General features: G+C 48.2%; 13 protein-coding genes. All 13 read right to left on the bottom strand.

Annotated elements, in window-relative coordinates; genetic code table 11:
• Positions 1–5: 5 nt before the first annotated feature.
• Complete coding sequence (gene asnS, locus M1E06_RS09710) at positions 6–1,298, bottom strand: asparagine--tRNA ligase (protein ID WP_026579395.1); 1,293 nt, start codon at positions 1,296–1,298, stop codon at positions 6–8.
• Between the two features lie 148 nt (positions 1,299–1,446).
• On the bottom strand, positions 1,447–2,631 hold the full coding sequence (locus M1E06_RS09705; protein WP_023857423.1) for a pyridoxal phosphate-dependent aminotransferase: 1,185 nt from the start codon (positions 2,629–2,631) through the stop codon (positions 1,447–1,449).
• 21 nt (positions 2,632–2,652) lie between these two features.
• A complete protein-coding gene (gene tseB, locus M1E06_RS09700) occupies positions 2,653–3,138 on the bottom strand; it encodes a cell wall elongation/penicillin-binding protein regulator TseB (protein ID WP_020451926.1) in 486 nt (161 codons plus the stop codon).
• A gap of 9 nt (positions 3,139–3,147) precedes the next feature.
• Positions 3,148–3,318 (bottom strand): YpmA family protein, encoded by a 171-nt coding sequence (locus tag M1E06_RS09695; protein ID WP_003182913.1) that lies wholly within the window; start codon positions 3,316–3,318, stop codon positions 3,148–3,150.
• A gap of 152 nt (positions 3,319–3,470) precedes the next feature.
• Entirely contained in the window at positions 3,471–6,263 is a 2,793-nt protein-coding gene (gene dinG, locus M1E06_RS09690; RefSeq protein ID WP_035338528.1) for an ATP-dependent DNA helicase DinG, read from the bottom strand.
• A 123-nt stretch (positions 6,264–6,386) separates the two neighbouring features.
• Complete coding sequence (panD, locus tag M1E06_RS09685; RefSeq protein ID WP_003182918.1) at positions 6,387–6,770, bottom strand: aspartate 1-decarboxylase; 384 nt, start codon at positions 6,768–6,770, stop codon at positions 6,387–6,389.
• Positions 6,770–7,636, bottom strand: a complete 867-nt coding sequence (gene panC, locus M1E06_RS09680; RefSeq protein ID WP_026579393.1) for a pantoate--beta-alanine ligase — start codon at positions 7,634–7,636, stop codon at positions 6,770–6,772. Before panC ends, panD begins: the two co-directional genes overlap by 1 nt.
• A 2-nt stretch (positions 7,637–7,638) precedes the next feature.
• Complete coding sequence (gene panB / locus M1E06_RS09675; protein WP_020451930.1) at positions 7,639–8,472, bottom strand: 3-methyl-2-oxobutanoate hydroxymethyltransferase; 834 nt, start codon at positions 8,470–8,472, stop codon at positions 7,639–7,641.
• 248 nt (positions 8,473–8,720) lie between these two features.
• Positions 8,721–9,704, bottom strand: a complete 984-nt coding sequence (locus M1E06_RS09670) for a bifunctional biotin--[acetyl-CoA-carboxylase] synthetase/biotin operon repressor (RefSeq protein WP_035338526.1) — start codon at positions 9,702–9,704, stop codon at positions 8,721–8,723.
• The gene (locus M1E06_RS09665; protein WP_216904411.1) at positions 9,689–10,882 is read right to left on the bottom strand and encodes a CCA tRNA nucleotidyltransferase; all 1,194 of its coding nucleotides are present in this window, start codon (positions 10,880–10,882) and stop codon (positions 9,689–9,691) included. The genes M1E06_RS09670 and M1E06_RS09665 overlap by 16 nt, the downstream gene beginning before the upstream one ends.
• Positions 10,842–12,023, bottom strand: a complete 1,182-nt coding sequence (gene bshA, locus M1E06_RS09660; RefSeq protein ID WP_025811230.1) for an N-acetyl-alpha-D-glucosaminyl L-malate synthase BshA — start codon at positions 12,021–12,023, stop codon at positions 10,842–10,844. The genes M1E06_RS09665 and bshA overlap by 41 nt, the downstream gene beginning before the upstream one ends.
• The gene (gene bshB1, locus M1E06_RS09655) at positions 12,023–12,724 is read right to left on the bottom strand and encodes a bacillithiol biosynthesis deacetylase BshB1 (RefSeq protein WP_020451935.1); all 702 of its coding nucleotides are present in this window, start codon (positions 12,722–12,724) and stop codon (positions 12,023–12,025) included. The genes bshA and bshB1 overlap by 1 nt, the downstream gene beginning before the upstream one ends.
• A complete protein-coding gene (gene mgsA, locus M1E06_RS09650; RefSeq protein ID WP_020451936.1) occupies positions 12,717–13,130 on the bottom strand; it encodes a methylglyoxal synthase in 414 nt (137 codons plus the stop codon). Before mgsA ends, bshB1 begins: the two co-directional genes overlap by 8 nt.
• Positions 13,131–13,137 lie beyond the last annotated feature (7 nt).

Below are 13,137 nucleotides of genomic sequence, written 5' to 3'. Positions count from 1 at the left end.
TTTTCTTAAGGATATAAGCGATTTAATAGTCTTGGGAACGGAATCGTTTCGCGGACGTGCGGAGAACCGCAGATCCAGGCAACCGTCCGTTCGAGTCCGAGTCCGAATCCTGAATGCGGAACTGAGCCGTATTTTCTCAGCTCTGCATACCATTGATAAGCATCCGATTCTAAACCATGCTCTTTCAGGCGCGCTTCGAGAAGCTCAAGATCATGGATCCGTTCAGATCCGCCGATAATCTCACCGTAGCCTTCAGGCGCAATCAAGTCAGCGCACAGTACGACATCGTCCCTGTCAGGTGCAGGCTGCATATAAAACGGCTTTAATGATGTCGGATAGTGTGTAATAAATACCGGTTTGTCATAGCTTTCGGCAATCGCCGTTTCGTGAGGAGCGCCGAAGTCATCGCCCCATTCAATATCGTCAAAGCCTTTCTCTTTTAAGAACTGAATCGCTTCATCATACGTGATTCTTGGAAAAGGCGCTTTGATAAGCTCCAGTTTGGAAGTGTCTCTGCCGAGCGTATTCAGTTCAATTTTGCAGTTTTCAAGCACGCTTTGAATGATGAAAGAGACATAGTTCTCTTGAACTTCAAGGTTTTCATTGAATTCGACAAACGCCATTTCCGGTTCGATCATCCAGAATTCAATCAGATGGCGCTTCGTTTTTGATTTCTCAGCTCTGAAAGTCGGCCCGAATGAAAAGACTTTTCCTAAAGCCATTGCAGCTGCTTCCATGTAAAGCTGGCCGCTTTGCGAAAGGTAGGCATCTTCGTCAAAATACTTTGTCGCAAAAAGCTCTGTCGTTCCTTCAGGTGCGCTTCCCGTCAAAATCGGAGGATCGACTTTAACAAAGCCTTCCTTATTGAAAAATTCGTATGTAGCGCGAATGATTTCATTGCGGATTTTCATCGTTGCATGCTGCCGTTTTGATCGGAGCCACAAATGTCTGTGATCCATCAAAAATTCTGTTCCGTGTTCTTTTGGCGTAATCGGATAATCTGTCGCTTCATGGATGACTTCAAGCGATGTGACTGCAAGCTCGTAGCCGAGTGGCGAACGCTCGTCTTTTTTGACGACGCCTTTTACATATAAAGATGTTTCCTGTGTGACAGATTTAGCAGCTTGAAATGTTTCTTCGTCCACTTCCGCTTTGACGACGACTCCTTGGATAAAGCCTGTCCCGTCTCTAAGCTGCAAAAACGCAATTTTGCCGCTTGAGCGTTTGTTGGCGATCCAAGCGCCGATTGTTACTTCTTCACCAACATGCTTGTACACTTGGTTTATTGTTGTTTTCACTATCGTTTCCCTCCAAAACACGAAAGAATTCGGTCAAGCCCTCATTCTTTCTGACGTCCATAACGTATATTATACCTTTTTTGATTGGATCAGGTCAATGCAGCTTGCGTGCATGCAAAAAGCGTCCAGCTGCGGACGCTTTCTGCTTCTAGCGGCTGCGATTCACGACAAAGCGGCGAATCCGTGCGACCGCTTCTTCCAAAAGTGACAGGGATGTCGCATACGACAGACGGATGTTGTCCGGTGCGCCGAACCCTGAACCGGGAACGATCGCAACTTTTTCTTCTTCCAAAAGCGCTTCGGCGAATTCATCAACGCTTGAAAAGCCGCACGATTCTGCCGCTTTTTTTGCATTCGGGAACAAGTAGAAGGCCCCTTCAGGCTTCAGGCATGTCAATCCCGGAATGTCAACAAGCAGTTCATACACCTTGTTCAGCCGGTCTTCAAAAGCTTTTCTCATCTCTTCAACAGGCTCGTTTGGTCCATTGTAAGCGGCAATGGCTCCGTATTGTGCGACAGATGTCGGATTTGACGTGCTGTGGCTGGCAAGGTTCGTCATCGCTTTAATGATCGGTTCGCTGCCTGCCGCATACCCGATTCTCCAGCCGGTCATGCTGTGTGACTTGGAAACCCCGTTGATGATTACGGTTTGATTTTTAAGTTCTGGAGAAAGCTGTGCGATGGATACATGTTTTTTTCCGCCGTAAATCAGCTTTTCATATATTTCATCAGATACGATTAGAATGTTGCGGCGAAGGCATACTTCACCGAGCGCTTTCAGCTCTTCTTCCGTATACATCATGCCTGTCGGATTGCTTGGGGAATTGATGATCACAGCCTTCGTTTTTTCCGTGACGGCTTTTTCAAGCTGCTCCGGAGAAATTTTGAAGCTGTTTTCCTCAAGGCCTTCCACAAATACCGGTTTGCCGCCTGCAAGCTTGACTTGTTCAGGATAGCTGACCCAGTACGGAGTCGGAATAATCACTTCGTCCCCTTCGTCGAGGAGCACTTGAAATAGGGTGTAAAGAGCATGCTTTGCACCTGTGCACACGATAACTTCAGATTGGCGGTACTCGATTCCCTGATCGCGCTTGAATTTTTCGCGGATGCTGTCTTTCAGCGCCGCAAGACCTCCGGAAGGCGTGTATTTGGTATGTCCTTCATTCATCGAACGGACAGCCGCCTCAATGATGTGCTCAGGCGTATTAAAATCCGGTTCACCCGCCCCAAGACCGATGACGTCGTGCCCTGCCGCTTTTAAATCTTTTGCTTTTGCAGTGATTGCCAGTGTTGCAGATGGTGTTAACGCTGATACTCTTTTAGCTAGATTCAACTCGATTTCCCCCTGTTTCGTCTAAGGCGTAATATTTTTGTGAATTTTTCCGTTTATAAAGTCCACATAGCTTAAACTGTACTGCCCATCTTTATTTAAGTATGTAACTTCCCACAATAGAACATTGCCTTCCCTTGCAAGGTGCACCTCTTTAAGCTCAGACACAAGGCCTTCATCCTGAACCGCTTTTGAAGCCTGGCGGCCGGTAATGCCGTCTGCCGCTTTTTTGTAAATCGTTTTCTGCTTTTTGTCAGCAGGCACCCAAACATACATTTTGCCGCCTTTTTTGTCCGTCCCTGTGACAATGTACTGCTTTTCTTTGCCGACAAACGTCTCCACGCTGTCAACTTGTTTTAAGCCTGCTTCCTGCTTGGCTGTTTCGGCAGCCTGCTCGTGGCCGCTTTCTTTCTGATCCATAGCCGTACGGTAGACATTCGCTCCCGCAAGAAGTGCTGTTAAAAAGATAATACCAAATATCAGTATGAAAATTAATGTTTTTTTGCCCATTTTCTGCTCCTAAGTACGATAAATCGTAAAAATGGCCTGTTTTTGATCTTCTTCATCGAGAGCGAGGCCGAACATGAGATCATCGCGTTTGAGCGTGCGGTTCAAAAGGTCGACGATTTTATACAGGTCTTCTGAATGCTCGACGCTTACGGTAGATAAAATTTCGATTTTGTTTTCCATTTTTCAAATACCTCCGAACGAAACAATAATTGTAATTCATACTCTCTGTGCCTAAAGCCATACTAGTTGTTACAACGGGATAACCGTTTAAATAAACAGCCTAAAAAATAAAACCTTAATCCACACCATTTAAGAGCCGCTTTATGCGGCTTTTAGCCGTTTTTCCCGGCTATGTACGCTTCAAGCTCAAGGAATGTAGGCTCCATGACTTTTGCAGGGGGCAGAGCCTTCATAAACACCGTACCGTAGGAAGAGGTTCGGATGCGGCGGTCGAGAATCACGACCGTTCCGCTGTCTTTCTCCGAGCGAAGCAGTCTGCCGATGCCCTGCCTGAATGCCAGGACAGCTTCCGGCAGAGATACCGCTTGAAACGGGCTTTCTCCCCTTCTCTTTGCCCGGTCACACTTGGCTGATTCAACGGGGTGGTCTGGCGGCCTGAACGGCAGCCTTGCGATGACCAGCGTCGTCAGCTCGTCACCCGGAAAGTCAACGCCCTCCCAAAAATGGTTCGTTCCGAGAAGAACCGCATGGGGATACGATCTAAACAATTTCATAACCTTGACGGGGCTTCCGCCGGAAATCCCCTGTGCGAGGAGCTGACAAGGAAAATCTTCCTCTTGTTTTATTGCATGGTAGACATCTCGCAGCATATCATGAGACGTAAACAGGACGAGCACTTTGGCGTTTTTCTGTTTTGCAAGCGCCTTGACGAAACGCGTGACATCTCGAATATAGTCTTCAGGATCGTTTTGAATCGGGCTGACATCTGTCGGAATCATGATGTTCATATGCTTATCATAAGAAAAAGGCGCCTCGATTTGCAAGGTCCTCGGATAGAAATCGCTTAAACCGAGCTTTTTGATCATATAGCCAAATGAGTTCTCGACGACAAGCGTCCCCGATGTGAGCACAACGCTTTTTTTCTCGGTGAAAAACCGGTCGGCCAGAACTTCGCTTGTATCAAGCGGCTGAGCGTAAATGGCCGCGGCGTTTTTTGCGCCCTTCGCGTCAATTTCAATCCAGACGACCTCATCTTCGACAGGGTCAAACATCAAGCGGGCGAGCGTCTTTCGATATTCTTCAAGGTCGTCCATGCATGAATCGTATTCCTCTAACAAAAACACCTGGCGGCTGGTGAAGGAAGCCTGTTTTTCAGCGAGGCTTTTCTTTTGATCCGAAAACAGCCGGTGCATGTCATACAGCAAGGAACACAGTCTTCTCGCGCTTTCTTCAAGCCTGTTCCATGCCCTGCTTTCACCGATTTCGCCGATCTTATATAAGAGACGGTTGAGATCGTTTCTTGGTTTCCTCCGCTTGACAAAAGAATGAACAGCCGTAAAGAACAGATCGCTTTCTTCAAGAAGCTGAGCGAGCCATTCGTCCATTTGGAAAAAAGATTCTGGTGAAATGCCTGCTGACCGGTAGAGGCGTTCGGCTTTTTTTAAAATCCCCCTTTGTTTGAGGGTGCCGAGCCGCATCAACCTTTTATGGAGAAAGACATAGTCTGCTCTTGCCCCATACTGCTCGCCCGCTGCGCGTTCAAAGTGATGGGCTTCATCAATAACAAACGTATCGGCATCACCGGTATGAATTCGCTGATTGGCTTCGTCAGTCAACAGAAGCGCATGATTGGTAATGATCATATCAGCCTTCTGCGCCCGCGCTTTGGCTCTCTCATAAAAACACAGTTTCCTTAGGGTGCTGTTTTCTGCATATGAATGCGAATCATATGCCAGTCTGTCCCACAGAAGCTTTCCGCCTGACGGAAGATTAATTTCCGATAAATCGCCCGTTTCTGTATCTGTCAGCCAGACGAGAATTTGCGCTTTTGCAAGGACTCTATCATAATTGTCATCATCTTCCTGTAAAATATGCTTGAACTTGCGAATGGATAAATAATGAGAGCGGCCCTTTAAAACCGCGGCTTTGACCGGGAAAGGAAAAATCTTTTCCAAAAGCGGGATATCACGGTTGATCATCTGTTGCTGAAGCAATGTCGTATATGTGCTGATCACGACCGGCTTGCCTGTTTGCTTGGCGCGGATTGCAGCCGGCACGAGATATCCGAGCGTTTTTCCGATTCCAGTGGCAGCTTCGATCAGAGCATGCTCATGATTTTGAAAAGCGGTCCAGACCTCCCGCATCATTTTCGTCTGTCCTTCTCTCTTGTCAAACCGGTCGTCCAATGAAGAAAGTCCGCCGTCTTTTTCCCAAATAAGCGGCTCTGTCTGCGGGACCCGGCTCTTATGACCGGCCTCTTCATCCTCGTCTTCAGGGGTCCTGATCACAAAGGAACCAACCTTCATAAAGCCGGCATCAAGTTCGGCATCGGCGCCTTTTTCAGCGATCAAGCCGTCAAAAAGCTCCTGCGCGTCACTGATCAAATGCCAGGATAAACGTCTGATTGATTTCAAAACCGGAATCGGCAGCCTTTTCAGTCTGTCCATCATATGTAAAAAGATCAAAGCGGTCACTTCCGCATCGCTGTCAGCCCTGTGCGGGTTTTCATGGCGAATCTGAAGCTCTTCGCTCAGCTCAGTCAATTTATAGCCGTCAAAACCCGGAAAAACGATTCTCGAAAGCTCCACCGTATCGAGAACGCTGCATTCAAGCTCGCCAAAACCGGCCTGCTGCAGCTCATACTTTACAAAAGCAAGATCAAAATGAATGTTATGAGCGATAAAACAGCTGTCTTGAAGCAGCTCAAAAATATCTTCGGCAATCGCCGAAAATGGCTCTTCATTTTCAACCATTTCATTCGAAATTCCCGTCAGCTGCTCGATAAAAGCGGGAATCGGCTGATTGGGATTCACATATTTGGAGAAACGTTCGGTCATTTGTCCATTTTCAATCACAACCGCTGCAATTTGAATGATTCTGTCGCCTTTTTTCGGCGAATTCCCTGTCGTTTCCACATCAATGACCACATATCGTTGATTGTTCATTCAATGGACACCTCAATTTCGATACCTTCGACAAAAGTGTAACACGTTTTAGAAAGATGCGGGGAAAAAGCTTCGCCTTCTACTCTTTCTAAACGATATGAAAGCCCCCTAAAGGCAAGGGGGCTACAGAATGGTACGGGCGGGCTCCTGACCCAGCATTTCCTCGATTTCGTTTCTCTCGTTCAAAACGGCAACCTTCGGCTTATGGGTCTTTGCTTCCTCTTCAGACATCATGGCATAAGAAACGATGATGACGACATCTCCCACTTGAACAAGGCGGGCGGCAGCTCCGTTTAAACAAACGACGCCGCTCCCCCTTTCACCGGGAATGATGTACGTTTCCAGCCGGGCCCCGTTATTATTATTCACAATTTGCACTTTTTCATTTGCCATCATTCCGACGGCATCCAGCAAATCTTCATCAATTGTCACGCTGCCGACGTAGTTCAAATTGGCTTCCGTCACTCTCGCTCTGTGAAGTTTTGCGCTCATTAACGTACGGTACATCATAAATCCTCCTTTTGATCTGCCGGGATATCGACGATGATATTATCAATTAAGCGGGCTTTGGAAAACTGAACGGCAACCGCTATGATGACTTTTCCAGTCAATGGCTCCCTGATCTCCAGATCGGGATATGAATAAATATCCGCATAATCGATGACACCGCTCGTTTTTTCAAGAATGCTCCGAACCTCTCGCTTAACAGCTTCCGCATCCCTCTCTCCATCACGGATCAGCTCGGCGCCGCGCTGAAGGGCTTGATAGAGAGCGGGTGCTTCCTGCCGTTCTTCTGCTCGCAGGTTGACATTTCTTGAGCTTTTGGCAAGCCCGTCTTCTTCCCGTTTTGTTTCAACCGGGATCAGCTCAATATCCATGAAAAAGTCGTTGATCAGCCCGTCGACAACGGCAACCTGCTGCGCATCTTTCATGCCAAAATAAACCCTTGTCGGAAAGGTGAGATTGAACAGCTTTGTGAGCACTGTTGCGACACCGTCGAAATGACCTTCCCTTGAACGGCCGCAAAGGACGTCCGTCCGCTTTTTCACGCTTGCGGTAACCGTCGGCTCCTGACCGTACATTTCTTCAGGCTCAGGAGTGAACAAGATGTCCACTCCTCCGTCAGCCGCAAGCTGCCGGTCCCTTTCGATATCTCTCGGGTACGCTTCATAGTCTTCACCCGGACCGAACTGCATAGGATTGACAAAAATGCTCATCACGACAATATCATTGTCTTTTCGCGCTTTTTCCACAAGCGACATATGGCCTTCATGAAGGAAGCCCATTGTCGGCACAAAACCGATCGTTTTGCCTTCTTTGCGATAATTTTTCGTTGCATTTTGTATATCTTTTGCTGTATGGATCTGAATCATGCTTATTTCCCTCCGTATAATCCTTCAAGAACTTGCTGATCGATACGGAATGAATGAGCATCTTCAGGAAACACGCGGCTTCTGACATCCTCAACATATCCTCGAAGCGCTTGTTCAAGCGGCTGATCGATTTGCACATACTGTTTTACAAATTTAGGCGTCCGGCTCACTCCGTGTCCGACAACATCGTGGTAAACGAGAACTTGTCCGTCTGTACCAGGGCCTGCTCCAATGCCGATGACAGGAATCGTGAGCTCCTTTGAAATCTGTTCAGCGAGCGCTGCCGGGACGCATTCGAGAACGAGCGCAATTGCGCCTGCTTCTTCACAGCGCCTGCTGTCTTCAATCAGCTTGCGGGCGCTTTCTTCATCTTTCCCCTGAACTTTATAGCCTCCCAAGACACCGACGGATTGAGGAGTCAAGCCTAAGTGGCTGACAACAGGTATTCCGCCGCGTGTTAAAGCCGTGATCGTCTCAAATACACCGTCGCCGCCTTCAAGCTTCAAAGCATCGGCTCCGCTTTCCTGAACGATCGCCGCGGCATTATTCAGAGCGCTTTCCAAAGAGCAGTGATAAGACATAAACGGCATATCCGTCACCACAAACGTATCTTTTGCCCCGCGTTTTACGGCTTTTGTATGGTGGATCATATCAGCGACCGTCACAGATACGGTCGAATCAAGGCCGAGCACAACCATGCCGAGCGAATCGCCGACAAGAATCATATCGACGCCGGCCTGTTCGGCAAGCTTTGCCGCCGGGTAATCGTAGGCCGTCAGCATGACGATCGGCTCTCCCTCTTGTTTCATTTTTAGAAAATCAATCTTTGTCTTCATGTTTTCTCCTCCTCTTTTTCAGAGGAGATGAGCTGCCGTGCTTGCATGAGCATCTTTTCGGACAGCAAAAAAACCTTCCGGCAAGAAGAAGGATTTCGAATCGTCCGTGTTCGGCAAGAATCATCCCTCTGTCCCAGTCCTTTTTGGATCAAGGCAGACTGTTTTTTATCAGTTGCATGTTTTCCAGGTGCAGTTCCTACAGGATACTGCCCATCCGAAGTATACCAAAAACGCATGGATCCTTCCAACTATGACGGATTTATATCGATATCGGCGGAGTATATTTTTTTGATGCCGTCACTCGTTTCCAGGATCAAGACGCCTTCTTCGTCTATTCCCAGCGCTTTGCCGTGAAACGTTCCGTTCAGCGTCCTGGCCGTCAATTCACGGTTCAGGCTCAAAGCGTAGCTCTCCCATAAAAGCTTGATCGGCTCGAAACCGTAGGCGAGATAGTCTTCATACCTTTTTTCAAATGTCGCCATTATCGTTTGAATCAAAGCGGCTCTGTCGATTTTTTCACCGCTTGCGAGACGAAGGCTTGTCGCTGTTTCTTTTAATTCTTCCGGAAAGTCGCCAGCAAGCTGATTGACGTTGATCCCCATTCCGACGATGACAGAATGGACCTGATCGGCTTCCGCCTGCAGTTCGGTTAAGATCCCGACGACTTTTTTGCGGTTGATCAAAATATCGTTCGGCCATTTGATTTCAGCTGCGATGCCGGTTTGCTCTTCGACTGCCTGAACGATCGCGACTGCGGCTAAAAGCGTCAGCTGCGGCGTTTTTTGCACGGGCATTTCAGGTCTTAAAATGATGCTCATCCAAATGCCGTTTCCTTCTGGGGAATGCCATGTTCTCGCCATTCTTCCCCTTCCTTCAGTCTGCTTGTCGGCAACGATGATCATTCCTTCCGGCGCACCGTTGTTTGCTAGCTCATGGGCGATTTTTTGAGTTGATGAGACGACATCGTGAAAATGGATGGTCTGTCCCATTTTTTTCGTTTTTAACCCGAGCCTGATTTCATCTTCGGTGATTTTGTCAGGTTTTTTTATCATTTTATAGCCGAGCTTTCGGACCGCTTCAAGTTCATATCCCGATTTTCTCAGATCTTCGATATGCTTCCAAACGGCGGTCCTTGAGCATCCGAGCTCTTCGCTGATTTTCTGGCCTGAAATGAATTCGCCGTCGGCCTCTGTAAACAATTGAATGAGTTTCTTTCTTAAATTTGACTGCATGAATCCAGCCACTCCTCTATGGCTTTTTTTTGATTGGCAAGCTCCCCGCTTAACACGGCCCGCTCAATCCGTTTCAAATCATCGGACACCCATTTCCCGGCCGGCTTCTTTCTGAAATTCAACAAATCGCTTCCAGACACCGCCAGGTCTTTCAGGCTTTTAATCGGAAGCGCGCGGTACGACTGTCTGATTTCAGCCAGCTGCTTTTCATCGATTGCCTGCTTGTCCCTTAAGCTGCGGATGGCGGAAGCGGACAGCAGCGTCTCTTCCCCCGCCTCATACATCGAGACGGCATCCCATTTTTGATCGATTCGTTCAGCCGTCAGGAGCGCCTGTTTTATGACTTTCCCCGGAAGCTTCCACCCTTTTAAAAACCGGTGAGCCTCAGCGGAATCGAGTGATATCATGTGAATGAAAGCCGCCCATATATCCGCTCTTTTTTGAAGTTGGTAAAAAGGAAAAGCACGGGCAGCCAGAACGCGCTCCTTTTTGCCGTCCAGCCCCGGAAGCTCCTTGTAAAGCCCTGTTTCAGCCGCCGCTTCCAAAGCCCTGTCCGCCGCTTTTCCTTTTAAAAGCTTTTCGAATTCAACCGTTTTCCGCTCTGTAGAAATATGAGCCAAGAGCAGACGGTTTTCGCAAATCGCTTTTTTTGTATTTGGAGAAAGCTCAAACTCGAGCTGACTCATAAAACGGAGCGCCCGCAGCATGCGTAGCGCATCTTCGTGAAAACGCTCCGCCGGGTCGCCGACCGTTTGAATCAATTTTTCCCGGATGTCGCGGAGTCCGCCGAAATAGTCGATCAGTCTCCCCTGTTCATCCATCGCCATAGCATTAATCGTCAAGTCCCGCCTCTTCAGGTCTTCTTTCAGCGATTTGATAAACTGAACGCCGCTCGGCCTTCTGTAATCCTCGTACTCAAGCTCTGCACGAAAGGTCGTCACCTCATAGGATTCTCCCTCAAAGAGGACGATGATGGTTCCGTGTTCCTTTCCGACATCAACGGTTTTCGGAAAAATGGCTTCAATTTCTTCCGGGGATGCATCTGTAGCGATGTCAATATCACCGATATCCCGGTTCATTTGGGCATCCCTGACAGATCCGCCTACAAAGTAGGCCTGCCGGCCGTGTTTTTTCAGCTCACGAAGGAGAGGAAGAGCCTTCAAAAAGAGATCCTCCATTGTCACACTCCCCGTCTGTTAATTGTTGATAAATTTCTTCATATTGCGCGATGATTTTACTGGAAGAAAAGCGCTCCTTGATGCTTTCTAGCGCCGCTTCCGCAAACTGGCGCTGCAGGCTTTCATCAGTCAGCAAATGGAGCGCTTTACGAGCTGCGCCTTCAATATCTCCTACATCGACCAAGTAACCGGATTTACCGTTTTTGATCACCTCGGGAATCCCTCCGATATTGGTGCCGATGCACGGAACGCCGCAGGCCATCGCCTCCAGCAGCACTAAACCGAAGCTTTCCTTCTCGGACAAAAGCAGCTTTAAATCGCTGATGGCGTAAAGCTCTTCTACGCTGTCCTGTTTGCCCAGGAAAAGAACATCATCTTTTAGTCCGAGCTGTCTGACAAGCTGGCAGATCACGGTCATCTCCGGCCCGTCGCCGACGAGAATCAGCTTCGACTTCATTCGTTTGACAATGCGGCTGAAGACATGGATGACGTCCTGCACGCGCTTCACCTGTCTGAAATTGGATACGTGGATGATCACTTTTTCATCAGGGGCGATGCCGTACTGCTCTTTCAGCGAATGATGCTCCTGCTTTTTTAAATACACGCGCTCATCCACAAAATTATAGATCGTTTCGATTTTTTTGTTCGGTTTGATCAAATCGTACGTTTGCGCGGCAAGAGCTGAAGAAACCGCTGTTACGCGGTCAGACGACTCGATCGCAAACTTGATCAGATCTTTTAAAGACGGATCATAGCCGAGAACGGTTATATCTGTGCCGTGCAGCGTTGTGACCGTTTTAATGTTTCCGTTCAGCATTTGCTTCGCTAAAAAAGCGGAAATCGCGTGAGGCACCGCGTAGTGGGCATGCAGAACATCAAGCTGTTCCCGCTTCGCCACCTCCGCCATTTTGCTGGCCAAAGCCAAATCATACGGCGGGTGCTTAAACACGGCATATTGATTGACTTCGACTTCGTGAAAATAGATGTTGGAATACACTTTATTGAGCCTGTACGGAACACTTGATGTAATAAAATGAATTTCATGTCCTTTTTCCGCAAGGAGCTTGCCGAGCTCGGTAGCGATAATTCCTGATCCTCCGACACTCGGATAACATGTGATTCCGATTTTTAACTGTTTCATCATCCGCCCCCAAATAAATCGTTGTTTAACAGAAGAGTCCGCTTTGAAAAAAACCCTTCCGCGTATGCGACGCCGACCTCTTTTCCCAAAAGCTTTTCCCTTGCTTCGACCGTTTCAATATATCCGTTCGTCAACGGTGTTTCAACCGACTGCCGGGAACGGGTGAACTGGCTCTGATAAGCAGCAAGGCTTTCCTTTTTTTGATTGATCGTTTCGGAAATGTCGATGACAAATTCGGGTTTGTGAAAACCGTTGATCATATAGTAGTACACGTTTTGGACTTTATGGGCCGGCTGTTTTTCTGCATCTTCGTATTTATGTATTCCAGCGGAAAAGACCGCTTCTTCGACGATTTCCGCTGCGTGCCCGTGATCGGGATGCCGGTCCTTCGGATAAGGGACAAAGACAAGCTTCGGCTTATGTTTTCGAATGACGGCAACCGCTTCCCTGATCGCCTCCTGGCTGGGAAACAGCCCCCTGTCCGGCAGCGTGAGGGAAATCCGCGCGCTGGCGCCGAGAATGTCGGCCGCCTGCGCCGCTTCGCTTTTTCTCGTTTCGACTGTTCCGTTTGAAGACAGTTCAGCCTGGGTTAAATCGCAGATGCCAATTTGAAAGCCTTTTTTAGTATATTTGGCAATGGTTCCTCCCATGCCGATTTCTACATCATCGCTGTGCGCGCCGAAAGCCAGTATATCAAGCATCTCGATCCCCGCCGTGGACAATGTTTCTGAATTCAAACGCGCCTTCCTCGACAGATCGGATCAAGATTTCCGCCGTTCCCATATTGGTGGCGAGCGGAATGGCATAAACATCAGACAAGCGGATAAGAGCTGACACATCAGGTTCGTGCGGCTGGGCCGTCAGCGGGTCTCTCAGAAAAATCACAAGGTCGATGTCATTTTTCGCGATTAAAGCACCGATCTGCTGGTCTCCGCCTAGCGGTCCCGATTGAAAACGCACGACGGGCAGCCCTGTCGCTTCGGTGATTTTTAAACCGGTCGTCCCTGTCGCAAACAGCTCGTGCTTTTTTAAAATATCTTTATAAGCGGTCGTCAGCTGAATCATGTCCTGTTTTTTTCGGTCATGGGCAATTAAGGCGATTTTCAAAGCGATT

This window comes from Bacillus sp. AK124, assembly GCF_053903085.1.
The sequence above is the reverse complement of the archived record's forward strand: the minus strand, read 5'-3'. Positions and strand labels throughout refer to the sequence as shown.

Bases quoted from the DNA above. Each gene is read 5' to 3' on its own strand.
- M1E06_RS09695 (WP_003182913.1), bottom strand. From the start codon at position 3,318: ATGGAAAACAAAATCGAAATTTTATCTACCGTAAGCGTCGAGCATTCA.
- M1E06_RS09665 (WP_216904411.1), bottom strand. From the start codon at position 10,882: ATGGAGGATCTCTTTTTGAAGGCTCTTCCTCTCCTTCGTGAGCTGAAA.
- panC (WP_026579393.1), bottom strand. From the start codon at position 7,636: ATGATTCAGATCCATACAGCAAAAGATATACAAAATGCAACGAAAAAT.
- panD (WP_003182918.1), bottom strand. From the start codon at position 6,770: ATGTACCGTACGTTAATGAGCGCAAAACTTCACAGAGCGAGAGTGACG.
- panB (WP_020451930.1), bottom strand. From the start codon at position 8,472: ATGAAGACAAAGATTGATTTTCTAAAAATGAAACAAGAGGGAGAGCCG.
- tseB (WP_020451926.1), bottom strand. From the start codon at position 3,138: ATGGGCAAAAAAACATTAATTTTCATACTGATATTTGGTATTATCTTT.
- bshA (WP_025811230.1), bottom strand. From the start codon at position 12,023: ATGAAACAGTTAAAAATCGGAATCACATGTTATCCGAGTGTCGGAGGA.
- dinG (WP_035338528.1), bottom strand. From the start codon at position 6,263: ATGAACAATCAACGATATGTGGTCATTGATGTGGAAACGACAGGGAAT.
- M1E06_RS09670 (WP_035338526.1), bottom strand. From the start codon at position 9,704: ATGCAGTCAAATTTAAGAAAGAAACTCATTCAATTGTTTACAGAGGCC.
- bshB1 (WP_020451935.1), bottom strand. From the start codon at position 12,724: ATGCTTGATATACTGGCTTTCGGCGCGCACAGCGATGATGTAGAAATC.